The 24,629-nt window shown below is 33.6% G+C and carries 18 protein-coding genes; 9 read left to right on the top strand and 9 right to left on the bottom strand.

What is annotated here, in order from left to right:
* Window positions 1–144: 144 nt before the first annotated feature.
* Window positions 145–1,590: an asparagine--tRNA ligase gene (gene asnS / locus BZG02_RS09510; RefSeq protein ID WP_101261185.1), complete on the bottom strand. Its 1,446-nt coding sequence runs from the start codon at window positions 1,588–1,590 to the stop codon at window positions 145–147.
* Window positions 1,591–2,120: 530 nt separating this feature from the next.
* On the opposite strand from asnS, the gene BZG02_RS09505 reads away from it, so the two are divergent.
* On the top strand, window positions 2,121–3,779 hold the full coding sequence (locus tag BZG02_RS09505; RefSeq protein ID WP_101261184.1) for an AMP-binding protein: 1,659 nt from the start codon (window positions 2,121–2,123) through the stop codon (window positions 3,777–3,779).
* Between the two features lie 32 nt (window positions 3,780–3,811).
* Here BZG02_RS09505 and BZG02_RS09500 read toward each other — a convergent pair whose 3' ends face one another.
* A complete protein-coding gene (locus BZG02_RS09500; RefSeq protein ID WP_101261183.1) occupies window positions 3,812–4,717 on the bottom strand; it encodes a hypothetical protein in 906 nt (301 codons plus the stop codon).
* A 347-nt stretch (window positions 4,718–5,064) separates the two neighbouring features.
* Here BZG02_RS09500 and BZG02_RS09495 point away from each other — a divergent pair, with 347 nt between their 5' ends.
* The 5 genes from BZG02_RS09495 to BZG02_RS09475 all read left to right on the top strand — a co-directional run bounded on the left by BZG02_RS09495 (window position 5,065) and on the right by BZG02_RS09475 (window position 12,594).
* A complete protein-coding gene (locus BZG02_RS09495) occupies window positions 5,065–5,673 on the top strand; it encodes a TetR/AcrR family transcriptional regulator (RefSeq protein WP_101261182.1) in 609 nt (202 codons plus the stop codon).
* Between the two features lie 4 nt (window positions 5,674–5,677).
* Window positions 5,678–7,024 carry a TolC family protein gene (locus BZG02_RS09490; RefSeq protein ID WP_101261181.1) on the top strand — a complete coding sequence of 449 codons (1,347 nt, stop codon included), beginning with the start codon at window positions 5,678–5,680 and terminating at the stop codon, window positions 7,022–7,024.
* Between the two features lie 30 nt (window positions 7,025–7,054).
* A complete protein-coding gene (locus BZG02_RS09485) occupies window positions 7,055–8,176 on the top strand; it encodes an efflux RND transporter periplasmic adaptor subunit (RefSeq protein WP_101261180.1) in 1,122 nt (373 codons plus the stop codon).
* A gap of 11 nt (window positions 8,177–8,187) precedes the next feature.
* Entirely contained in the window at window positions 8,188–11,631 is a 3,444-nt protein-coding gene (locus BZG02_RS09480) for an efflux RND transporter permease subunit (RefSeq protein WP_101261179.1), read from the top strand.
* A gap of 372 nt (window positions 11,632–12,003) precedes the next feature.
* Window positions 12,004–12,594, top strand: coding sequence for a hypothetical protein (locus BZG02_RS09475; RefSeq protein WP_101261178.1), 591 nt, complete (start codon window positions 12,004–12,006; stop codon window positions 12,592–12,594).
* A 30-nt stretch (window positions 12,595–12,624) separates the two neighbouring features.
* Here BZG02_RS09475 and BZG02_RS09470 read toward each other — a convergent pair whose 3' ends face one another.
* The 4 genes from BZG02_RS09470 to BZG02_RS09455 all read right to left on the bottom strand — a co-directional run bounded on the left by BZG02_RS09470 (window position 12,625) and on the right by BZG02_RS09455 (window position 15,976).
* Window positions 12,625–14,037: a glycoside hydrolase family 16 protein gene (locus tag BZG02_RS09470; protein ID WP_101261177.1), complete on the bottom strand. Its 1,413-nt coding sequence runs from the start codon at window positions 14,035–14,037 to the stop codon at window positions 12,625–12,627.
* Between the two features lie 105 nt (window positions 14,038–14,142).
* Window positions 14,143–14,967 (bottom strand): energy transducer TonB family protein, encoded by an 825-nt coding sequence (locus BZG02_RS09465; RefSeq protein WP_101261176.1) that lies wholly within the window; start codon window positions 14,965–14,967, stop codon window positions 14,143–14,145.
* A 160-nt stretch (window positions 14,968–15,127) separates the two neighbouring features.
* Window positions 15,128–15,595 carry a toxin-antitoxin system YwqK family antitoxin gene (locus BZG02_RS09460; RefSeq protein ID WP_143470444.1) on the bottom strand — a complete coding sequence of 156 codons (468 nt, stop codon included), beginning with the start codon at window positions 15,593–15,595 and terminating at the stop codon, window positions 15,128–15,130.
* Window positions 15,596–15,604: 9 nt separating this feature from the next.
* Window positions 15,605–15,976 (bottom strand): carboxypeptidase-like regulatory domain-containing protein, encoded by a 372-nt coding sequence (locus BZG02_RS09455; RefSeq protein WP_101261175.1) that lies wholly within the window; start codon window positions 15,974–15,976, stop codon window positions 15,605–15,607.
* Between the two features lie 219 nt (window positions 15,977–16,195).
* Here BZG02_RS09455 and BZG02_RS09450 point away from each other — a divergent pair, with 219 nt between their 5' ends.
* The gene (locus BZG02_RS09450) at window positions 16,196–16,900 is read left to right on the top strand and encodes a ComF family protein (protein WP_101261174.1); all 705 of its coding nucleotides are present in this window, start codon (window positions 16,196–16,198) and stop codon (window positions 16,898–16,900) included.
* Here the strand turns inward: BZG02_RS09450 and BZG02_RS09445 are convergent.
* Both BZG02_RS09445 and BZG02_RS09440 read right to left on the bottom strand, forming a co-directional pair.
* A complete protein-coding gene (locus BZG02_RS09445) occupies window positions 16,897–17,601 on the bottom strand; it encodes a response regulator transcription factor (RefSeq protein ID WP_101261173.1) in 705 nt (234 codons plus the stop codon). The two genes, BZG02_RS09450 and BZG02_RS09445, sit on opposite strands and share 4 nt — an antisense overlap.
* A gap of 20 nt (window positions 17,602–17,621) precedes the next feature.
* Window positions 17,622–18,659, bottom strand: coding sequence for a sensor histidine kinase (locus tag BZG02_RS09440; protein WP_101261172.1), 1,038 nt, complete (start codon window positions 18,657–18,659; stop codon window positions 17,622–17,624).
* Window positions 18,660–19,283: 624 nt separating this feature from the next.
* On the opposite strand from BZG02_RS09440, the gene BZG02_RS09435 reads away from it, so the two are divergent.
* Window positions 19,284–22,028, top strand: coding sequence for a TonB-dependent receptor (locus BZG02_RS09435; RefSeq protein WP_101261171.1), 2,745 nt, complete (start codon window positions 19,284–19,286; stop codon window positions 22,026–22,028).
* A gap of 41 nt (window positions 22,029–22,069) precedes the next feature.
* Window positions 22,070–24,055 carry a hypothetical protein gene (locus BZG02_RS09430; RefSeq protein WP_101261170.1) on the top strand — a complete coding sequence of 662 codons (1,986 nt, stop codon included), beginning with the start codon at window positions 22,070–22,072 and terminating at the stop codon, window positions 24,053–24,055.
* Window positions 24,056–24,198: 143 nt separating this feature from the next.
* Here BZG02_RS09430 and BZG02_RS09425 read toward each other — a convergent pair whose 3' ends face one another.
* Window positions 24,199–24,585: a rhodanese-like domain-containing protein gene (locus BZG02_RS09425; RefSeq protein ID WP_101261169.1), complete on the bottom strand. Its 387-nt coding sequence runs from the start codon at window positions 24,583–24,585 to the stop codon at window positions 24,199–24,201.
* Between the last annotated feature and the right edge of the window lie 44 nt (window positions 24,586–24,629).

Genomic DNA, 24,629 nt, shown 5'->3' with positions numbered 1-24,629 from the left:
AAAAACCTTTGTTAAACAACTCCTTATCGGAATAAAATAAGCAATAAAATGGGACGTTTATACTCATTTTAATACCTATTAAAGCAAAAAAAAAACCGTACTACATATGTAATACGGTTTCCTATATCAAGTGATTATCACCAATTAAAATTCAGCATTTTTTGGTGTTCTTGGGAAAGGAATTACGTCGCGAATATTACCCATTCCGGTAACAAACAACATCATTCTTTCAAATCCCAATCCAAATCCACTATGAGTGGCTGTACCAAATCTTCGAGTATCTAAATACCAATCCATATCTTCGGCAGGTATTCCCATTTCCTTCATACGAGTCACTAATTTATCCAAATCTTCCTCTCTTTGCGATCCTCCAATAATCTCACCAATTCCTGGGAAAAGAATATCCATAGCCGCAACTGTTTTTCCATCCTCATTCTGTTTCATGTAGAACGATTTAATTTCTTTCGGATAATCAATTAGGATAACAGGTTTTTCAAATTTCTTCTCTACCAAATATCTCTCGTGCTCCGACTGTAAATCGGCTCCCCATTCGTTAATAAGATATTGAAATTTTTTCTTTTTATTTGGTTGACAGTTACGAAGAATCTCGATTGCCTCTGTATAAGTTAAACGCACAAAATCGTTCTCCAAAACAAACCTCAACTTTTGGATCAACTCCATAGATTTCTCACTGTCTTTTTTCCCTTTTTCTTCCTCTTGTAATCGCTTACTTAAGAATTCCAGATCTTCCATACAGTTATCCAAAGCATATTTAATCATATACTTCAAAAACTCTTCGGCTAAATCCATATTATCAGTAATATCATAGAAAGCCATCTCTGGTTCTATCATCCAAAATTCAGCCAAGTGACGGGTGGTGTTAGAATTTTCGGCACGAAATGTTGGACCAAAGGTATAAATCTCCCCTAAAGCCATAGCACCTAATTCCCCTTCTAACTGACCCGAAACGGTAAGATTGGTTTCTTTTCCAAAGAAATCCTCCTTATAATTAATGCTACCATCCTCGTTTAAAGGTGGATTTTTAGCATTTAAAGTACTTACACGAAACATTTCACCAGCACCTTCGGCATCCGAACCGGTAATAAGAGGTGTATGCATATAGAAAAATCCTTTTTTATTAAAGAATTCGTGTACTGCAAAAGCCATTGCATGACGAATACGGAAAACCGCACTAAACGTACTAGTACGGAAACGTAAATGCGCTTTTTCTCTTAAAAATTCTAACGAATGTTTCTTTGGTTGTAAAGGATATTTTTCGGGATCTGCTACCCCTAACACTTCAATTCTAGTTGCAGAAATCTCTACACTTTGTCCGCTTCCTTGCGATGCGATAACCTCGCCAATAACAGAAATAGCTGCTCCGGTAGAAATTTTCTTTAATAAATCCTCATTAAAATTAGGAACATCAACAACAATCTGAAGATTTTGAATCGTAGAACCATCATTTAAAGCGATAAAATTAATTTGCTTATTTCCACGCTTAGTTCTAACCCAACCTTTCACATTTACTTCACTGCCAACTTCATTTGAAACTAACAGGTTCTTGATCTTAATTCTTTTCTGTTCCATTTTATATTACTGGTTAATGAGATAATAAGTTTACAAAAATATAAAATTGGATTCAATTATGAAGTCTACGGCTATAATAATAAATAATACTCCATTAAGTATTGCTTTAATTTTCAAATTCTTCGACCAAATCACCTTCCTGATAAGCTTAAAAAATATCATCACTTCCCAAAACAAAAATCGCTAAAAGAAATAACTAAAACTAAGTTTCAGAAGAAATTTACAGAGCTATATTACTATCTATCAGCCCATAGCGATGATCTTAAATAGGTATATCCTTTTACAAATAAGGGACAAAAAAGACAATCACCAAACAGTAGCTACATTTTATTCAAAAAAAAAGAAAACCATTACCAACTATAAATAAGTAAACCGAATTGAATACCTATTTTTTTCTAGAATTAACTTTTGGATGCAAACGATTGATTTCATGATACTTATTTAAAGCAACAAGAATTTTAACACAAGTATGATTATGAAATTTTAGAAGGATTAGTATCTTTAGGCCCTTCAAACAATCTAGTAACTATATGAATCAGAATAAGTTAATAAGTTCAATTAGCAAATCTATACATAAAAACTGGGAGTACCCGGCATTTACTAATTACCAAAAAGACACAATAACTTATCAGGAAGTTGCCCAAAGAATACAGTGGATGCACCTCCTGTTTAAAGAATTAGGAATAAAAAAAGGAGACAAAATTGCGCTTATTGGTCGTAATTTAAACAATTGGGCAGTTACTTATTTAGGAACAATAACCTATGGTGCCATTATTGTGCCTATACTTCCCGATTTTAACTCCAGCGATATTCATCACATCGTTAATCATTCCGAATCTACCCTACTTTTTACTACCGAGAATATTTTCAATAAAATTGATGATTCAAAAATTGAAAAACTAAAAGGCATTATTTCTTTAGAAAACTATGATGTTTTATGCTCATCGTGCAATAAACTAAAAAAAGCAATTGATAAAGCAAATATTGCATCTCAAGAGAATAAGGTAGATAAAGAAAAGTTGGGCTATGCCAATCCTAAAGATGAAGATATTGCTGTTTTATCCTATACATCGGGCACATCCGGCTTTTCGAAAGGGGTAATGTTGGCCTACGAATCTTTATATTCTAACGTAAAGATTGGCTTCGATCATATTGATTTACGTCCACAAGATAAGGTCGTTTCCTTTTTACCATTAGCACATGTATTTGGCTGTATGTTTGAATTCCTAACCGAATTTTGCTGTGGTTGTCATGTTACATTCCTTTCAAGAGTTCCTACTCCACAAATAATAACCAAAGCTTTTCAGGAGGTACAACCTCGATTAATTTGCTTGGTTCCTCTTATTATGGAGAAGATTTACAAAAAAAGAATATTGCCTGTATTGGAAAGCAGAAGAGTAAAGTTGATGCTGAAAATTCCATTGTTGGAAAAGAAAATTTACAAAAAAATCAGAAACACACTTTTAGAAACTTTTGGAGGAAATTTTATTGAAGTAATTATTGGTGGTGCAGCTTTGGGAAAAGAAGTGGAGGATTTTTTGAAAAAAATTGAATTTCCATTTACCGTTGGTTATGGCATGACCGAATGTGGCCCCTTAATAAGCTATAGTCCAAGTCAAAATTTTCGCTCCCACTCTTGCGGTAAGGTAGTTGATAGAATGCAAGTTAGAATTAAATCTAACGACCCTTATACTATTGTTGGAGAAATTCAGGTAAAGGGTGATAATGTGATGAAAGGCTACTATAAAAACTCCGAAGCTACTAAAGAAACACTTAGTAAAGATGGTTGGTTAGGCACTGGAGACCTTGGAATAATTGATAAAGAAGATAACATTTACATAAAAGGAAGGTGCAAAAATATGCTACTTGGACCTTCGGGTCAGAATATATACCCCGAAGAAATTGAGGCGCATTTAAATAACATGCCATTTATTCAAGAATCGATTGTGACCGATGATAAAGATCATAAATTAATTGCTTTGGTTTACCCCGATTACGAAGCTTGCGATGCTGAAGGATTAAGCAAGGACGAAATTGAGGAGGCATTGAATAAGGACAAACAAATTTTAAACAAAAGTTTTCCTGCTTATATGAAAATATCGCGAGTAATTGTTTTTCCCGAGGAATTCAAAAAAACTCCGAAACGAAATATAAAAAGGTACTTATATACCAACTTATATCACCAATAAACAGAAAGCCATTCCTTACAGAATGGCTTTTTTTATTTTTTAAATAAACCTCTTTGAAGCCTGGTTTGATGGCCAAATTTATACACAAAATCGATCACTGGCATTGCTAAAAACTGAGAACCATAATTAGAATCTAAATAGTACAATTTATATCCTCCTGAAACAGAAAATTTACTGTTACGATGCCAATGAATTTTCCCTTGACTTTCGGCTGCCCATTCCCCATTAAAATCGATAGAATAGTAATCAGCATTAATCGAGAAATTAAAATTTTTATATACATTTCCATCCAACTCCAATCCTATAAAATAAAGCTTTTGGCTATTGTGATAGGATGCTGTTCGATGATACAAGAAATGATAATCCAACAAAGGAAATTCAGCATCTCCTGTTCTGAGCGAAAAATCAAATCCTAATCTACCCGTTAGCACCAAGTCGGGGATTTTAACAAAACAATCTTTAGGTTGTGGATTAATAATATGACTAACAATTAATTCGTTTCGGAAAGTGAAAATATGCGGAATTTCGGCCGATTTAGGAATTTGATCTTCAAATCCACTACTTCTTGCCCATTTAAGTCCTAAAGTAGGATAATAAAAGGTATGCTGACTAGAAACGATTGTATTTTTACCAAACCATTCATGTTTCACTCCCACATTCGGGGCAAAAGGAAACAGTAATAATTGGGAATTAATTTCTGTTTTAGGATAATTTCCATATCGACTAACAGCCAATGCGCTTAAATGAATCTCTCCGAAAGGAACCACTTTAGCAGTTCGTTCGGTCCAGGAACTATAGTAGTCTGTTCGCTGAACTCCAGGACTAGAGGACCTTGTAGTTTCAGTAGTTTGCGCTGATTGAGACTTTTTCCCGCCTGAAGATTGCGCACTCAACTGTCCGGTAACCAGAAATAATAGTATCGTTAAAGTTGCTTTCATTTGTGTTAAATTTTAAATTTTTGCAGTATACAACTTGCCATATAAATTAATCTTTATGTGGAGAAAGCTTTCTACCTAAACGTTTCCTATTTGCAATTATTACAACAAATATACCGGATTCCATTTTGTTTAGTTAAGTCTCGGAAACAAATTAATTGCCATTTACCGATAAAAACCTTCGAATTACCTATTTACAAAAGAAAAAACGCCTTCACATTCTTATTTTTACATTTACAAATAGTTCGTGCCACTATAAAATAAACTGCTAACTCAACTTCAAAAAAAGATCAGGAAACTTTTAGTACAATAATAGTTTCCATAGTTTTTAAAAGTTTATATTTGCATTTATGAATGAGCAAAAAATAAATATCATTACTACTAGTTGGACTTTATTTTTCCAATACGGCATTAAAAGTATTACAATGAACGATATTGCCTCTAAAATGGGCATTTCGAAAAAAACCCTGTACCTATTTTTCTCAAACAAAACCGAATTAATAAATCAAGTTTGTGACTGGGAAATAAAAAACCCACAATTTTCATTTACATCCAAAGAGTTAATAGGCTTAAATGCACTCGATCAATATTTTGAATTTTTCGAATTTGTAAATAAAATACTTCCACAAAAAAGCGATTCTTTAGATTACGATTTAAAAAAGTATTATCCTGAAATATGGATGAAATTGAAAGATGCTAAGATTAAAAAATTACAGCTTGAACTTCATTACAATTTGCATAAAGGAATTGATGAAGGATTCTATCGACCTGAACTAAATATTGATTTTATCAGTAAAAATTTGGTGAGTTTTTACCTAAACCTTAGAGTTACAGAATATCAGGTATTTTCACCCGACGAAGTTTTTAATAAAGATATGCACCAAGAATTAACCATTTATCATCTTTATGGTATCTGCACAAATAAAGGAATAGAATATTTTAAAAATAAATTTAAGTAATACAATGAAACACATCCTACTAATTTTTATGGTGATTTTACTTGGTTTCAGTCCTGTTGCGAAAGCACAAACTGAATTCAACCGACAATTCACCTTAGCCGAAGCACAGCAATATGCTTTAGAAAATTCGTACTCGGTAAAGGGAGCTGCGTATGATTTACAAGTAGCCAGAAAGAAAGTTTGGGAAACAATTGCTGATGGTTTACCACAAATTGATGTTGCTGCTGACTACAGTAACAATCTTGATTTATCGGTTTCGTTGTTGCCTTCCGAGTTTTTTGGAGGAACGCCAGGCACTTATACGCCAATTAAATTTGGGCAACGTTATACTAGTTCAGCATCTATAAGTGTGAATCAGAAAATTTTCGATGGATCGTATATTGTTGGTACAATGGCTGCAAAAGTATTTGTTCAACTATCAAACGATCAAAAAGAAAAAACTGAAATTGAAATTATCAATACCATTTCGCAGTCGTACTTTACTGTTTTAGTAGCCGAAGAAAATTACAAAACCATTCTGGAAAATGTAGAAATAAATGAGAAACTATTAAACGAAACCAGTGCGTATCATCAAAATGGCTTTAGAGAGGAACTAGATGTTGATCAAATTCGACTACTACTAAATACCAGTAAAAATAAATTGGCCGATGCCAAAAGAGCTATTCAAACTTCACGAATTATTTTAAATTTTGGTTTGGGATTAGCAATTAATGAAAAGCTTGAATTAACGAATAGTTTAGAGGAACTTGTTGATCCTATTCGCACAGAATCGCCTGTTATCAACAATTTTAATCTGTCCAACCATATCGACTTTAGAGTGCTCCAAACTCAAATGAAAGCACAAGAATTAATAATTAAGAAAGAACAAGCAGCTTATTTACCAACTATATCAGCCTTTTATAACTATGGAAAAAATACAAGTTCCGATTACACCAATGTTTTCAAATCGGAAGTACCATGGTTTAAATCCTCGGTTTTAGGTTTTCAGTTAAAAATGCCAATTTTTTCGGCAGGACAAAAACGATCTAGAATTAAGCAGGAAAAAATCAATTTTATGAAACTGGAAAATCAACAGGAAATGACACAACAAAATCTACAAATGGATGTTAGTCTGTCTTTTACCAATTTGTTGAACGCACAGGAGAAATATGAAAATGATAGAGAAGGTTTAAAAATAGCCAAGCGAATTTTCGATAGAACACGAATCAAATTCAACGAAGGAATTTCGACCAGTACTGAACTTTCTGAAAATGAAAAACAATATTTAGATACGCACTCAGCTTACATCAATTCAACACTCACGCTATTAAATTCGAAAATTGCATTCGAAAAAGCTTTGGGTAATTTATAATATCTAACACTCCACAAAAAATAATATAAAATGAAGCACTTAATTATAGCCTGTATTATTCCATTACTTTTTGCGTGTTCTGCTCAGAACGCCAAAGAAAATGAAAACAAAGCCGAACAATTAAAAGAATATAAATCGGAGCTTGTTTTACTGAAAGAAAAAATTTCTGATTTAGAAAATGAAATTAAAAACGCGAGTGATGACGAAGAAACCATAAACGTTTTGGTAGAGAAATTGACCCCTTCGAAATTTGAACACTACATACAGATAACCGGTAATGTGGAAGCCGATAAAAACATCACCATAACACCAGAAACTGCCGGAAATATTATTTCGATAGATGTAACGGAAGGACAGCATGTAAATAAAGGAGATATTCTTGGAAAATTAAATACCTCACAAATTCAGCAACAAATTGACGAAGTAAAAACAAATTTAGCGCTCAACACTACTATCTTCGAAAGACAATCGCGTTTGTGGAATCAAAAAATCGGGTCCGAAATAGAATACCTGCAGGCAAAAACAAATAAAGAAGGTCTCGAACGTAAATTGGAAGGTTTAGAAGCACAAAAAGATATGGCAATTATTAAAGCTCCTTTTAACGGTATTGTGGATGAAATACATCAGAAAAAAGGAGAATTAGCAAGCCCTTCTATCCCTTTCGCCCAGCTTGTAAATATCGATAATGTATATGTTGAGGGAGATGTTTCCGAAAGCTTTTTACCATATATAAAAGCTGGCGAACTTGCAGCATTAGATTTCCCAGCAATTAATTACCAAACCGAAGCAAAAATATACCGAACATCCAATGTTATTGATCCAGGAAACCGAAGTTTTAAAATTCGAATTAATTTGACCAACCCAAAGCACCTGATCAAACCAAATTTAATTTCAGTAGTAAAAATAAAAGATTATGAAGTTAAGGATGCAATAGTTATTCCTTCCATAATTATTAAAAAAGACTTTGAAGGAAACTACCTGTATGTAGCTAAGCAAGAAGAAAAACATCTTGTAGCCAGAAAAACCTATGTAAATGTATCCAAAACCTATAACAATGTATCCCTAATTGAATCGGGACTAACACTTGGTGATCAAATAATTACAGAAGGATACTCTCAAGTTGTGAACGGATCGCTGATTAGCACCAAATAATTTCGAATAAAATGGATAAAATCAAAGATACCAGCACTGCCGAAGAAAATCAAAGGCAGTTTAAACCAACCTACAGTGCATTAAAAAATAAGAATTCTATTTTTATTCTAACTGCAATTCTCTGTCTGTTTGGATGGTTTTCGTACCAAAGTATGCCTCGGGAATACTTCCCCGAAGTGGTGATCCCAAATATTCTGATCACGACTCCTTATCCAGGAAATTCACCTGTTGATATCGAGAATTTAGTAACCAGACCCATTGAAAAGGAACTAAAATCACTTAAAGGAGTAAAAAAAATGTCCTCTGCCTCTTACGAGGATATGAGTTTGATTGTAGTAGAATTTAACACCAATGTAAATGTAAAACAAGCGCTACAAGACACTAAAGACAAGGTAGATAAATCGCTAAGCGAATTGCCTGATGATTTAGATGTAGATCCTATCGTTGAGGATATTGATATCGCCGATTTTCCAATCTTAAACATCAATTTATCTGGTGATTTTGGTTTAGACGACTTAAAAGGTTTTGCCGAAGACCTTCAAGATAAGTTTGAAGCTTTACCCGAAGTATCTGAGGCAGATATTAAAGGTATTGATGAAAGAGAAATAAAAATTAATGCCGATTTACACAAAATGGAGGCAAATGGTGTTTCTTTTCATGACATTGAAACTGCTATTGGCGACGAAAATGTAACTGTAAGTGCCGGTACTTTAATAACTGATAACACAAGACGTAGTATCAGGACAAGTGCCGATTACACGAACATGAAACAAATCGAAAATACCATTGTTAAAGTTACTAATGGCAGAGTTGTTTACCTAAAAGATGTAGCCGATATTGAGGATGGTTATGAAGAACTTTCCTCTATTTCCCGTTTAAATAATAATCCTGTTGTTTCCCTTTCCATTTCTAAAAAATCAGGAGAAAACCTACTCGCAGCCACCGACGAGATTTATAAAATTATCTCGAAAGAAAAAGAGTTGGGAAACCTACCAAGAAGCCTAAAAGTAACCGTTACCGATGATACTTCAGAAGATGTTCGTGGCCAAGTTAGCGATTTGGAGAATTCCATTATCATGGGAATGTTATTGGTGATTCTGATTCTTTATTTGTTTATGGGCTTGCGTAATGCACTATTCTCAGGTTTGGCAATTCCAATGTCGATGTTTATTTCCTTTATCCTGCTAAATAAAATGGGATACACCGTAAATCAAATGGTTCTGTTCTCTTTAATTTTGGCTTTAGGAATGCTCGTAGATAATGCGATTGTGGTAGTTGAAAATGTATATCGACTACACCAAGAAGGACTCTCGAAATTAGAAGCAACCAAGCAAGGAGTAAGTGAAATTGCCGGACCAATTATTTCCTCGACAGCAACTACTCTAGCCGCTTTCTTTCCATTGCTATTATGGACCGGAATTATGGGTGAATTTATGAAATACCTGCCCATTACATTAATCATTGTATTGTCCTCCTCTTTATTTGTTGCATTAATTTTAAACCCTGTATTTACTGCCACTTTTGTTAAAATAGATGATATTTCCAAAAAGATTAATTCGAAAAAATTTTTACTAATTTCAGGATCCTTCTTTCTTGCTTCTATCCCATTTTATGCATTTACAGTATTTGGAGTATTAGATACCTATGTACTGGCAAATTTGCTTTCGTGTGTAGGAGTTTTAATTCTCCTAAATCTGATAGTATTAAAACCATTTGCACGTTGGTTTCAACAGTACTTTTTAGTAATACTTGAAAACTCCTACGAAAAAACGCTTCGGTATGCACTTAAAGGTATTCGTCCCTTGCTTTTCTTTTTAGGAACCTTCGCGCTGATGATTTTTTCTGTTATTTTCTACTTCCAAATTGGTAGAGCTCCTAAGGTCGTTTTCTTTCCCGATAACAATCCTAAATCCTTGTATGTAACCATGGAGCTTCCTTTGGGTACAGATATTCATAAATCGAACGAAATATCGTTTCAGGTAGAAAAAATTGTGAAGGAAACTATGGAACCTTATAAGACTATCATTCGATCCATTTCCACGAATGTTGGATCCGGTAAAGGTGGCATGTTTGAAGGTTCCCGATCTGCAAATAAATCATTAACAAGTATTTCTTTCGTTGAATATAAGCAACGAAATGGAGTTAGTACCTCGGAAATAATGAAGCAGTTAACTGCTAATTTTCATGGTTTTGTAGGTGCTAAAATTTTCGTGGAAAAAAATTCCGACGGACCGCCAGTAGGATACCCAATTAATATTGAAATTTCGGGAGATAATTTTGAACAACTATTGATTCAGGCAAATCGTGTAAAACAAAAATTAGACGACGAACGAATTTCTGGAGTTGAAGAATTAAAGCTCGATCTGGACCAAGGAAAACCAGAAATGCTAATTAATATAGATCGTGATAAAGTAAGACGATTTGGTTTATCAACCAACCAAGTAGCACGTGCCCTTCGTAATTCGCTGTATGGTTTAGAAGTTTCGAAATTTAAAGATGGAGAAGATGAGTACGATATAATGCTTCGTTTAGCAGATAAATACCGTTACGATGTTCCATCTTTAATGAATCAGAAAATAAATATAATGAGTCCAATTAACAACCAAATGGTTCAAATTCCCATTTCGGCAGTTACTACTTATAGCTACGGTTCCACCTACGAACGAATCAATAGAATAGATAATACACGTGTTGTAACCCTATTTTCGAACGTAGAAGAAGGCTTTAATGCCAACGAAATAAATGCGAAAATTAAAACGGTTTTAGCCGATTTCGAAATGCCAAAAGGCTATACGCATAAATTAACCGGAGAACAGGAAGAGCAGGAGGAAACATCTGCCTTTTTAACTCAAGCGCTACTATTAGCACTTGCTTTAATTACTTTGATATTGGTATCCCAATTTAATTCTGCAATTAAGCCATTAATTATAATGATTACCGTACTATTTAGTACCATCGGCGTATTTCTTGGTTTAGGAATTTTCAACATGCCATTTGTAGTTTTAATGACAGGAATTGGTATTATTTCCTTGGCCGGAATTGTAGTAAACAACGGAATTGTACTTATCGATTACATTGATTTATTGCGGAAACGTAAAATTGAAACAAGCGATATGAGTAATCGGAATTATTTAACTTCTGCTGAAGAAGTTGAATGTATTGCTCAAGCAGGTAAAACAAGATTACGTCCGGTAATGCTTACTGCAATAACCACGGTACTTGGATTATTTCCTTTGGCACTGGGAATGAATTTCGACTTTTTTACCCTGTTTAGTGAATTTAATCCTCATTTATCATTTGGAGGTGATAGTACAGCTTTCTGGGGACCAATGTCATGGACAATTATATTTGGACTAAGTTTTGCAACTTTTTTAACCCTAGTTATTGCGCCGGTAATGTTCCGGTTATCCACACAAATAGAACATCGTTTATACGATTTATTCTCTAAAAAATAAACACAAAATCATTGCTAGAAAGAAGCCGACCCTATGGTCGGCTTTTTTTAATTTAAAAAAAATAATACTGTTTAATTTCAAATTCATTTTAGGAAATAAAAAAAGAAACAGATTTGGAAACAATCTGAACACAAATTTTATCTTATAAACATAATTTTTACAAGCGCAATTTTACCAAATTTGCCACTTAATTTATAAAAACTTAAAATCATTTTTTAGTCCCGAAAAACAGTCTGTTTATCCAATAAAATCAACGATAAATAAAAACAGGGATTCTAGTCTTGTGTACCAACATAATATTTCGTAAATTTTTAATTACAAACTTGTTACAAGTTTTCAACCTTAGTAATCATATGTCAAAAAATACAAGCCATGGAAACCACCTCAATCCTATTACAGATTTTAAGCTTGGCGGCACTCGCTTTCTTAATTTTCTATTTAATTCAGGAAAAGAGAAACACTATTCAAGTTGCTAGCGAAACTGAAACAAAAAAAGACTCCAAAAAAACTCCTGCCGCTACTATTATATCCACCGAAAAACGCGAAGAATTTCTCCGAATTAATGCTTTTTTCATGAAGATATTGTGCGAAAAAAAGAGCAAAAGTAATTTTAAAAAGCTTCAAAAAGAATTCCTAGAATTAGGCACAAGATTGTACTACTTAGCCTCGGAAAAAACCATTAAAAAATTTTTAGAGTTTAAATCTCTTAGTTCTTTCGTGGAAGGAACTGTGCACGAACATAAAATTGCATTGTTATGGTTTGCCGAATTCAATCTCCTACTAAGACGTGATTTAGGTTTAGAAACCTCTCCGGAACTAATTAAAGATTATCTGAATATTATTCTTACCTATTGGGATGAAGAGGAAATGGAAAAAGAAGAGTTGGATGATTTAAAATCTCAACTTGCCGATTCAATTGATAATTACTTTAGTGTATTTAATGTTGGAACTTCACTAAATTAAAAAAGTGCCCATTTGAATTGGGCACTTTTTTTATTCCTTTATTTTGTAGCATCTTACCCAATCAATTTCGAGTGACGCATTTACGTTTGCTTGTTCTTTAGTAATACCCATGCTAAAATTTAAATACATTGGATCTTGCGGAACACCTTCGGTTTGTGTTTTTACTACCACATCATTAATTTTCCAAACCAACTCATTTTTATTCCAATCTAAAGTATAAATAAAGTATCCCTTCGAAATATCAACTCCTTTAATTTTAAACTGTTTTGAATTGATTTGATTCTCGGCTCCCCAATAATTCCCTATCTTAATTTTACCATCGTCAGAGGTCTTTAAAACATCAATATGTGGCATATTTTTATCGGCTACCATCCAAAACGAATGGGTTACCTGATTCGGGTTTGTTAGCTTAATTTTAGCCTCGAAACGACCATATTTTTGGCGAAATGACTTTCCTGTATTGATAATGGCTGAAGTATAATCAAATTCTTTAGGCGCAAAACCAATTGCTGGATTCCACAACAAACCTTCTTGTTTTTCTTTGCGCGCCTGCAATAAAATGGAAGAAGCAGAATAATCGATATTTTTTCCTTCGGTAAAGGTATGTAGGTCGGAATTCAAACTATATCCTTTATTCAACAATTCCTCAGCCCAAAAATATTTATTGATCCATTTTTCAGAATCTAATTTTTTAGAATCGAATTCTTCCGTAAAGCTTAGTTCCCACTTGCTTACTTCTGCAAAAGAATTCTTTTTCTTTAATGCAAAATACTTTTTATACTTATCCGACTCCTTCAATTTTAAATATTCTTGAAGTTTTTTATAATCATCGGTTTTTTCGAATCTCTTTTTATCCAACAAATCCGCTTTTTCGGAACGAAACTCCTCTGAACTTATTTTTTCTTCCAATTTCAAATAATCTTCCAATTCTTTAGAAGCTTGAAGTGCACTAAAAATTTTGTAGGATTTTGATTTTTCGAATTTGAAAAAATCCTTAATACGTTGCGAATTCTGCAATTTCTTAAACTCGTTCAATTCATCAGTCTGTTCTTTCTTATTAAAACTCGCCGAATGAACAATCTTATCTAATTCTTTAAATCGGGAAATTTCCTCTGATGCTTTAGTTAGCTCAAAAGTAGACAACTCGTTCGAGTCCTTCACACGAAAATAAGTTTTGAATTTTGTAGATTTTTGAAATCGCTTAAAATTCTTTTCTTCTTTAAAAAGATCACTCTTTTTATAGCTCTTACTTTCAATCAATTTTCTATTTGATTTAAATTTTTCGGACAAAACCGTTGCTTCCAAATCATAATAATCTTTCAATTCATCAGAAATTGCAAAAGATTCAAATTCTTCAAAGTCTTTTCTAAGGGCATCTCTTTTACGTTCAATACCAACAGTATCAGAAGCTCTACGAAGTTTGTATGCTAAAAAAAAGCTCATAGTAAAATATTTTTTTAATAAAAAAACGAGTTCCCAATTTATATAATATTGGTTAATAATCAATATTATATTTTTATGCTATACCAATAAACCATATTAATAGTGTTATTGCTTTACAAAATGATAGGTAATTTTACCAATTTGTTCTTGCGGTGCACTTGTGCTAACATTAAACCTTGTTCGCCGAGCAGCCTGTAAAGCTGCCTCAAATAAACAATCATCTTCCACTCCCGACTCCTTCGCCAACACCTCCGCCTCAACTACTCTTCCCGCCTGATTCACTGTGATTTGAACAACAACTATTCCTTCTCCTTCACATTTAAATACAGGGATAGGTAAATAAATTTTATGTCGACCTTCTAAACTATAGTATACACTACTCGGACCGCTATATTCAATACTTTCCAAAGCATCCAATAATTTTTGTTTTTCCTTTGCCTCGGCAGCTGTTAAACTATCCTTTTTAAACTCTTTCAAATCACCGGAACCACCTGCAATATCATCCGAACCATATTCCTCCAAACCTTTCCGAATCTCTTCGATCATTTTATCGATTTTTTGAGCTGGATCTGCTTTCGATTTTGCAACGTTTTGGTTTACGGCAATTGACCGAAGAAGTTCGTCAACGCTTTTAGTTATTTCAGAATTTTTTTCTTCTAAGGCCTCCTCTATCTTTTCTTTATCCTCTTTTAAAAATTGTTCTGCCAGCTCAGGGGGAATATCAATCGTAATTTCTGCTTCTAAATAAGCCTGATTAGTATTCAATTTAAAAGCCAATAAAATTATTATTAACAGCATATGAAAAGCCAGTGTTCCCATCACGCCATATTTATTCCTTCGAAGAAAATCAGCGAATTCGGTAAACAGAAAGCGAATGGATTGCACCAACCAGTTTTTACTATTTCGTACTATTTGATAAAAGGAAATCATTAAATTTTATTCTATTTTCGGATTGCTATAATTATAGTAAGGCTGCTATTGCAAAAATATTAACAATTTTGAGGTATTCATTACAATCAATTAGAATAAACAAAAAAAGCCGCTTAATTTTTATTAAGCGACTCGTAGAGAACTATTATTGTTGAATTTACTAAAACTTACGTTCTTTTAAAAGATTTCCATCTTTATCCCAAATATACCAGATGCCAATTTTCTCTCCTTCACTATATTCCATTTCGTACCTTTTAACGCCATTATTGTCCCAGATGTACCATTTTCCATGCTTTTTATTCCGTTTATAGGTTGCTTCCGCAATTTTCACAGAATTATCATTCCAGGTAATCCACGTGCCATCCATTAATCCAACAACATAAGAGCGAACCTCCTGAACTTTTTCATTTTCGAAGTAAAGCGTAATTTTTCCATTTCGCTTCCCCTCGTCCAAATTCATTTCAATTCGTTTATTTCCGTTGTCGTAAAATTCGGTATAGGTTCCCGTATAAAGATCGCCTGTTGTATCGTAATACAATCCTTCCACCTCCTTAATCACCTGCGACACAGAGTGATTTGCAATCAGACAAAATAAAATGCCAAAAACAACTGTTAACTTTCTACTCATGTTTAAAAATTAATCCTTTTTTAAAACCAAGCGAATAACATTATTAAGCCCATTCACATTTACATCTTTTAATTTATTGTCGCTATACGAAATGTAACTCGACAAAATATTATAGTTTCCAGGAACTACATTGGCAATTTTAAAATTCCCATCAAAATCAGTGTAAACTGTTTCGTTCGAACCTTCGAAACGAATTGCAACGCCTGTTAAAGCTTCGCCAGTTTCGTTATCCAAAACAACACCAGATAAACTTGTTGTTGTTATTGCTGCCATTTCGGCAACTTCCATTTCTTTATCGCCCACAGGCGTAACTACTTTTACCGCCTGACTTTCAAAACCTAAAGCAAGTAGTGCAACAAAAAGGAATACAAACTTTTTCATTTTTTCTGTTTTTGAATTTAAAGAGCGTACTTTCTCTCCAAGTATTTTTTAATTAACTTAATTTATTACTTTTAGAATAACATTTTAAAACTGATTAATTGTTATTCTCTTACAGCAACAAATGTAGTTTAGTAGCCTTTAAAAGAGATTAGCAGAAGCTTATTAAAGTATTAAGTATGCGTTAACTTTTTATTGAGAAAATATTACAAACTAATCCAAATGAAAATTAAAAACACGATAGCTACTTTTTTAAACGACTTTTTAAATTTGTTTTACCCCAGATTGTGCGAGGCTTGTAGTAATTACCTATTTAAAAATGAAGACACTATTTGCACCAAATGTTTATTTGATTTACCCAAGACTGATTTTCATTTGAATAAAAATAATCCTGTTTCCATTTTATTTTGGGGAAGAGTAAATATTAGTTACGCTGCTTCGTATTATACATTTAGCAAAGGGAGCCAATTTCAAAAACTGATTCATAAATTAAAATATCACAACAAAAAAGAAATTGGAATTGCTTTGGGCAGACACTTTGGGGAAAGTTTAAAAAAATCGGAATTTTTTAAGGATATTGATGTAATTATTCCCGTTCCGCTTCATACAAAAAAAGAAAAAATAAGAGGGTACAATCAAGCCGAAATGGTAGCTATTGGTCTTGGTACTGCAATGCAAAAACCAATTGCAATAAAAAATTTAGTTCGCCTGATTCATACAGAATCGCAAACCAAAAAAAATAAATTAGAACGATGGCAAAATGTCGATAATATATTCGACCTACTTGAACCATCGAGTCTAATTAATAAGCATATTTTACTAGTAGATGATGTAGTAACCACAGGATCGACTTTGGAAGCATGTGCCCATGCATTACTAAAAGCAGAGGGAGCAAAAGTTAGTATTGCTACCCTGGCATATGCTTAGTCTACATCAACAAATTTGTATCCTACCCCTTTAATGGTTTGAATAAAACGTTCGCCTATTTTCTCGCGAAGTTTTCGAATATGAACGTCGATTGTTCGATCGCCAACAATTATTTTTTCGCCCCAAATAGCCACATAAATTTCGTCGCGGGTAAATACCTTTTGTGGTCGGGATACCAACAATAGCAGTAATTCAAATTCCTTTCTTGGTAACGAGAATTCTCTTTCATTTTGAATAATAAGGTAGCGCTCGCGGTCAATGGAGATATTACCAATTGTAATTATTTGAGAATTGAAATTGGAGGTATCATCAGCTATTCGACCAGCTCGCTTCAAAAGAGCATTTACCCTGCTAATAAATACTTTTGGTTTAATTGGCTTATTGATATAGTCATCGGCACCAGCTTCGAAACCGGCAATTTGAGAATAATCTTCACCGCGTGCAGTTAAAAAAGAAATTAATACATCCTGAAAATCAGGAATAGACCGAATTTTTTCACAAGTCTCAATACCATCCATTTCTGGCATCATTACATCTAAAATAATTAAATGAGGATGGAATTTTTTTGCCTTTTCGATGGCTTCAATACCATTTCCAGCTGTGGCAACCTGAAAACCTTCTTTCTTCAGATTGTAACTCAAAAACTCTAGAATATCAGATTCATCGTCAACCAATAAAATCTTGTAATCGCTACTTTCCATTATACTTTTGGTTATTTAGTTTATTTCGCTTTATCAAGTGTAAACGTAAAACTTGTTCCCTCTCCGTAGGTACTGCTAACATTTATGGATTGATTATGAGCATCAATAATATGCTTAACAATGGCAAGGCCTAAACCTGAACCGCCCATATTTCGGGATCTACTTTTGTCCACTCTAAAAAAGCGTTCAAAAATTCGAGGCAAATTATCCGACTCAATTCCAATACCGTTATCCCGCACTTCGATTAAGAATTTTTTATCCATACTCATAACTTCGATATGAGTTGTCCCTTTGCTTTTTCCATATTTAATAGAATTTACAAGCAAATTATTTACGACTTGAAAAATTTCTTTTTTATCGGCATACACAAATTTAGAACTATCATTTTCTTGAGAAAAAACGAGCTTTACACTATTTTTTTTCGCTCTAATTTCCTGCATCTCCAGCACCTCATTTATTAAATCGATAATATTAAAACGTTCGAAACACAATTTTAATTCGCCAGATTCTAATTTTGAAATAACTTCCAGATCCTTAACAATTGTAATCATACGATTGATGCTTTTCTCGGTTCGCTCTAAATACATTCTGTTAATGGATTCATCTTCCAAACCTCCATCCAACAAGGTAAGAACATATCCTTGAATATTAAAGATAGGAGTCTTTAGTTCGTGGGAAACATTCCCAATAAATTCTTTCCGATATTTCTCTTGCTTTTTAAGTTGAGCAACCAAGGATCCACGATTCTCACTCCATTCCACCACTTCCATTTCAACAGCATGCAAGGCATCGGTACTTTGCACTTTTTGAGCTAAATCCTTATCAATTATCTGAGTATCATGAATAGTTTTATACAATATTCTGATTTTGGAATATAAAAATCGATCGACAAGATATCCAGACATGAAAAAAACCGACAGTCCCATTCCCCCCACAATCAACAACAAATACAAAACACTAAAAGGTACAATATATCCAATGCCATATATTACTATACTTAGCAACGCGACAAATAAACTTAAATAAACAGTAACTTTTTTCGATGAAATCAATTTCATATTTATCTCAAAATATTTTTAAAATATTTAATAATACTCCTATTAAACAGTCAATTACGCTTTTAAAAAGGAAAACTTATCTCTCTTTATATATCCTTCCTAATACACAGGGCAAATATTTAAATAAAAGTAGTATAATATTGAAAATCTATGTTAAGTTTTCATTAATCTTCTTGTAATTCAATAGCTTAAATATTAATAAAATCTTAACAATAACGACTTAAAATAAGTTCATCCAAATAAATTAGTCCTCGTCTGGAACAAAAATTTTTGGTACCATTTTTCCACTGATTTTTTCCGTAAAAAAATTTATATATCAAAAATAAACTGCCAGTAAAAACACTGTAACTATTCCGTAAAAGGATTGTAATAATAATGAAACAACTAAAGATAACACATTAATTACATACTATTTACCAGTACGAGCAAGCATTCTACTAAACACCCAATTAACGCTCACTTCACATTTGTTTTACAAACGAAGCCAAGGCTAACCTAAAGTTAACATCAACCGTTGGTTTTGATAATTTTTACTTAAAACACTCTTATCATTCTAATCACACAACTTCCCTAACATCGCAATGTGATTAGAAAGTAAAAACGTATTGACTTATTTTTTAAAAAATGATTAAACAAGTAATCTTAGTTTTAATACTAAGCATTTCATCGGTTAGTTTATTTGCGCAAAAGGGAAGTGCAACGGGAAATGTGAAGGATGGAAAAACCGGAGAAGCATTAATTGGAGCATCGGTATATGTAGATGGTACTACAATAGGAACAGTAACCGATTTTGATGGAAATTACACCCTATCGAATATTCCTACAGGTATAGTAACTCTTAAATGTTCTTTTATCTCCTACGAAACCTTATCAAAAGAGAATATCACTGTAAATGAGGGAAATTCGGTGACTATTAATTTTGAATTGGGAAGTTCGACTGTTGAGCTTAATGACGTAAAAGTGATTGCAAAAGCCAATAGAGAATCAGAAGTTGTTCTATTAATAGATCAAAAAAAGTCGATTGAAATTAAACAATCAATAGGAGCTCAAGAATTAGAATCGCTTGGTGTTTCGGATGCTGCAACTGCCGCCTCTAAAATTTCGGGTGTTACAAAAAATGAAGATTCGGGAGATGTATATGTTAGGGGTTTAGGGGATAGATACTTATCCACCACCATGAATGGTTTACCAATTCCATCGGATGATGTTGAAAAAAAGAACATCGATTTGAACCTATTCTCAACAGATCTTATCAAAAACGTAAGTATTAGTAAAACCTTTTCGGTTGAAAATTACGGAGATCTTACTTCAGGAAATATTGATATTGTATCGAAAACTTATAGCGAAAAAATTTCCGTTGGTGTTTCGGCGAAAGCAAATACAACTGTTCTTAAAAGTGACGTTTTCAATAAGTTTAAAACGACTCAAAATTACAAGAATCTTACTCTTGGTTTTAACAATGAGTCGTACAATACAATTAATGCAATCAATCAAAAAAGTTGGAATACTGAAACTAGAAACTTTCCATTGGGTTATGATTTCTCCATTTTAGCAGGAAAGAAATTCAAACTATTTGAAAAAGATTTGTCCATTTTCGCCACTCTTTCGCACGAAAATGAGTCTGAATATTCAGATGGAGTATTTAAGAAGTATCGTTCGAATGTATTGGACAATTCTTTTACTGATGCCGAAACCTACCAATCAAAAATTAATACAACAGGTCTTTTAAATCTCACTTACGATTTTAATCCTAATAATAGTATTCATGTAAATACTTTGTGGGTACATAAAACTTCTGATGAATTATATGAGCAAGGCAGAAACGGACAAGGTTATGTCTTCGACCAGGATCCACAAGAAAATGGAGCATTCGTACGAGATCAGAACATGAAAGAAACCGACTTACTGATTAGTCAGCTACTTGGTACTCACAAAATCACTAAAAATAACAAATTAAATTGGGCACTTGCTTACAATTTAGTTGAGTCGGATGAACCAAACCGTATTCGAAACGAAGTAAATATTCTCGATGAAAACACCGTTCAGTTTGCTCATGTAGGAGATTTTCAGCAAAGAAAATCACAACAAAATATTAAAGATTCTGAAATTAATGGATACTTAAAAGAGGAGCTAAAATTCATCGATCAAGACGATAGAAAATTAAAATTGAATTTTGGCGGAAACTTTAGAAAAAAAGAAAGAGATTTTAGCTCTTTATTTATTGGAATTAGAGCCAAGGGTGTTCAAGTTGCCTCCATTGACAATTTTAATGAAGCATTACTGAATCAGAGCTTGTATAATAGCAATGATTTAATCGTACGTGAAAGATCCGCAGATACTTACAATGCAAACTTAGAGGTTTATGCTGCTTATGCAAATACAGCTTTTCAATTGAATAAATTAACTGGAAATGTCGGAGTTCGTTACGAAAAAGATGAACTTGATATTGATTGGGATGTAGCCAATTATGTTGGACGAATTGGGGTTCTTGAAAACAAGTACGACCATTTTTTTCCAGCCCTTAATTTAAAATATCAGCTAACAGATAAGGGTGCACTTCGATTGGCCGCAAGTAAAACAATTACACTTCCGGAATTTAAGGAATTAGCTCCCTTCGAATATGTATCTCCAACAGGTCGTGTTACAAAAGGAAATCCTGATCTTAAAAATTCAGAAAATTACAATCTAGATGTAAAATGGGAAATGTTCCCAACTCCTAAGCAATTAATCTCGGTTTCTGCTTTTTATAAAATGATTAACGATCCTATTAACCTTGCATTAACAAGGGGATCATCGGGAAATTTTATTTATGAGAACACCGGTGATAAAGCAGATGTTTATGGGCTTGAACTCGAAACAAGATTTGCTGTTCTAAAATCAAAAGCTACAGGAATGCCTGAACTAAACATGGTTTTTAATGCCACCAAAATGTGGTTTAAACAGGATCTTCTTAAAGCATTTCAATACAATAACAAAACCGAAACTGACCTGCAGGGAGCCTCCGATTTAATTCTGAATGGTACACTTAGTTTCTCCAACAATAAAGCAAAAGAATTTCAGGCAGCCCTTACAGCAAACTATTCTTCCGATAAAATCTTTGCCTTAGGTGCGCCCGAAGATAACACCTATAGCGACAGATTTTTTAATAATGAAATTATTGAAAAAGGATTTGTAACTCTTGATATGGTAGTAAGCAAAAAACTATCCGATCGATTCTCTATTAAGCTTTCCGGTAAAAATTTATTGAATCCAGAAATCAAACAAACTCAGGAGATTCAACCAACTACAGGAAATGCTTCCAACGAAACTATTAAGTCCTACAAAAAAGGCATCCGCCTTAGTTTAGGTCTAAAAATAAATTTGAATTAGAAAACTAAATAACTTTTTTATATTCCAAAATTGAAATTAAAATGAAAAAATTAACAGTTAAAATCTTAGGTCTTGCAATTTTAGCAATACCGTTTTTATCAAGTTGTTCGGATGATGATGATGATCCAGTACCAACTCCAGGTGAAACAGTAATAGAACTACTAAAAAGTGGTGAAATGAAAGGAACATTAACCGAGGATTATACCCTTGATGCAAGTGTTCAGTACGACCTTAGTGGTTCCTTTATTATCCCCGAAGGATTAACTCTTACCATACCTGCAGGAACCGAAATTATAGCCGATAATGGTGGAACAGATGTTTATATAGCAGTTTTAATGGGTGCTAAAATTAATATTAACGGTACTACTTCTAGTCCAGTTGTTATGACTTCGGCTAGCAAAAATTCTGGCGACTGGGGTGGATTAACCATTTGTGGAAAAGCTACAACTACTGCAGGAGCTAATTCAGAAGCTGAGGTTGGTGGATTTATCTACGGTGGTACCGACGATGCTGATAATTCAGGATCTATCAAAAACCTTGTTATAACAGGTACCGGTGCTCAAATTAACTCAGAATCGCAATACAACGGAGTCTCATTTTACGCCGTAGGTTCGGGAACAAGTGTTGAAAATATTGCTGTAATTAACGGTGCTGATGATGGTGTTGAGTTTTTTGGAGGAACTGTTTCTGTTACAAACTTATTCTTGCAAAACAATGAAGATGATGCTATCGATTGGACTGAAGGTTGGAGCGGAACCATTACTAATGCCTATGTTGAGCATACTATTGAAGATTTCTCTACCGTTATTGAAGGAGATAAAGTAAATAATAATCCAAAAATTATAAATCTAACTGCTGTTTCTACAACAGGAGGTACTGCTTTACAATTCAAAAAAGAATCCGGTGCTACCATCACTGGTTTATCTTTAAGCGGATATGCTGTAAGTATCGATATGAAAGACAATGGTCCTTTAGCAAATGTTGTAATTGAAGGTGTTGCCGCTGAGCTTACCAATAGTTACAATGCTACTGCTACTGTAGATCCATCAAACTGGACTTGGGTAGATGCTGAAGTTGCTATAGTTGAAGAATTATCAGGAAACGTAACTGGAGATGTAACTTTAGATGCTAGTAAAGCTTACCGTTTAACTAGCTCTTATATTGTTGAAGATGGTGCTTCTTTAACCATTCCTGCAGGAACAAAAATACACGCTACTGCTGGTGGAACTGAAGTTTATATTGCGGTATTAATGGGAGGAAGTATCCACATTAATGGTACTTCAGAAAAACCTGTTGTTATTGCATCCGACTTAGGTCAACCAGGCGACTGGGGTGGTTTAACTATTTGTGGTAAAGCTACAACAACTGCAGGGGCAAATTCTGAAGCTGAAGTAGGTGGTTTTATTTATGGTGGATCTACCGATGATGATAACTCTGGCTCTATTCAGTATTTAGTAATTAAAGGAACTGGTGCTCAAATCAATTCTGAATCACAATACAACGGGGTTTCATTATATGCTGTTGGTTCTGGTACAAGTATCTCAAATGTTGCCGTTATCGATGGATCTGATGATGGTATCGAATTCTTCGGAGGAACCGTAGCTGTAAGTAATCTATATTTAGAAAATAATGAAGATGATTCGGTTGATTGGACAGAAGGATGGAATGGAAAAATAACGAACACCTACATTTCTCATACTATTGAAGGATTCTCGACTGCTTTTGAAGGAGATAAGATCAATAACAATCCACAATTCGAGAATGTAACTGCAATTTCAACAGTTGGAGGTACCGCTCTACAATTCAAAAAAGAATCCGGCGCTACAATCACTGGCTTACACCTTGTTGGTTACGATATAGATCTTGATATGAAAGATGCTGGTGCTTTAACAAACGTTCAAATAGAAAGTGCAACTGCTGACGCAAATCTATTAACTGGTGAAACTAGTAAGTACCAATTAAACAGTGGTAAAGATGCTGAAGCACTTGATATCAGCGCTTGGTCGTGGATCGAAGCCAGCTTATAAACTGGAAATACACACCTATTAAAAAAGGCAGATCTTTTGGGATCTGCCTTTTACTTTTTAGCTGTATATCTAGTAAAAGCTCTTTTTTGTATAAAACACACTTTCAAATATTCATTACTCACTTTGCAGCATCGCAAAAGCATTTATTCCAATCCAAAACCACTTTCCAACCAAAAATCCAATCCTCCATCTAAAGAACAAACCGAAATTTTATATTTTTCGTTAATCAGTCTACCTGCATCAATACTTCTATCACCATATTTGCAGTACAAAAGATAAACCCTCGAAGTTCCAAGGGAATCAATCAAACGATATAATTCTTTTGAATCGATTGCTAAATGAGCACCCATAATGTGCCCTTTTTTAAACTCTTTTTTCGCCCGTAAATCAACAACTACCGACTCCTTATTTAATTGCATTACCCGATTAAAATGACTTGGATCTAAAATCTGAATGGAATCGTTTTGTGAAAATACATTGGCAACACCAAGTCCAATAAACACAAGAAAAAAGGAAATAAATATTTTCATCCTAAAAAGAATTATTAATCGTAAGTAATGCAGTACTATTTATA

This window comes from Labilibaculum filiforme, from assembly GCF_002843315.1.
In the GTDB taxonomy this organism is placed as follows: Bacteria; Bacteroidota; Bacteroidia; order Bacteroidales; family Marinifilaceae; genus Labilibaculum; species Labilibaculum filiforme.
This window is presented reverse-complemented; position numbering and strand designations above follow the sequence as displayed.

Coding starts and splice junctions, on each gene's coding strand:
- asnS (WP_101261185.1), bottom strand. CDS start 1,590: ATGGAACAGAAAAGAATTAAGATCAAGAACCTGTTAGTTTCAAATGAA.
- BZG02_RS09505 (WP_101261184.1), top strand. CDS start 2,121: ATGAATCAGAATAAGTTAATAAGTTCAATTAGCAAATCTATACATAAA.
- BZG02_RS09500 (WP_101261183.1), bottom strand. CDS start 4,717: ATGAAAGCAACTTTAACGATACTATTATTTCTGGTTACCGGACAGTTG.
- BZG02_RS09495 (WP_101261182.1), top strand. CDS start 5,065: ATGAATGAGCAAAAAATAAATATCATTACTACTAGTTGGACTTTATTT.
- BZG02_RS09490 (WP_101261181.1), top strand. CDS start 5,678: ATGAAACACATCCTACTAATTTTTATGGTGATTTTACTTGGTTTCAGT.
- BZG02_RS09485 (WP_101261180.1), top strand. CDS start 7,055: ATGAAGCACTTAATTATAGCCTGTATTATTCCATTACTTTTTGCGTGT.
- BZG02_RS09480 (WP_101261179.1), top strand. CDS start 8,188: ATGGATAAAATCAAAGATACCAGCACTGCCGAAGAAAATCAAAGGCAG.
- BZG02_RS09475 (WP_101261178.1), top strand. CDS start 12,004: ATGGAAACCACCTCAATCCTATTACAGATTTTAAGCTTGGCGGCACTC.
- BZG02_RS09470 (WP_101261177.1), bottom strand. CDS start 14,037: ATGAGCTTTTTTTTAGCATACAAACTTCGTAGAGCTTCTGATACTGTT.
- BZG02_RS09465 (WP_101261176.1), bottom strand. CDS start 14,967: ATGATTTCCTTTTATCAAATAGTACGAAATAGTAAAAACTGGTTGGTG.
- BZG02_RS09460 (WP_143470444.1), bottom strand. CDS start 15,595: ATGAGTAGAAAGTTAACAGTTGTTTTTGGCATTTTATTTTGTCTGATT.
- BZG02_RS09455 (WP_101261175.1), bottom strand. CDS start 15,976: ATGAAAAAGTTTGTATTCCTTTTTGTTGCACTACTTGCTTTAGGTTTT.
- BZG02_RS09450 (WP_101261174.1), top strand. CDS start 16,196: ATGAAAATTAAAAACACGATAGCTACTTTTTTAAACGACTTTTTAAAT.
- BZG02_RS09445 (WP_101261173.1), bottom strand. CDS start 17,601: ATGGAAAGTAGCGATTACAAGATTTTATTGGTTGACGATGAATCTGAT.
- BZG02_RS09440 (WP_101261172.1), bottom strand. CDS start 18,659: ATGAAATTGATTTCATCGAAAAAAGTTACTGTTTATTTAAGTTTATTT.
- BZG02_RS09435 (WP_101261171.1), top strand. CDS start 19,284: ATGATTAAACAAGTAATCTTAGTTTTAATACTAAGCATTTCATCGGTT.
- BZG02_RS09430 (WP_101261170.1), top strand. CDS start 22,070: ATGAAAAAATTAACAGTTAAAATCTTAGGTCTTGCAATTTTAGCAATA.
- BZG02_RS09425 (WP_101261169.1), bottom strand. CDS start 24,585: ATGAAAATATTTATTTCCTTTTTTCTTGTGTTTATTGGACTTGGTGTT.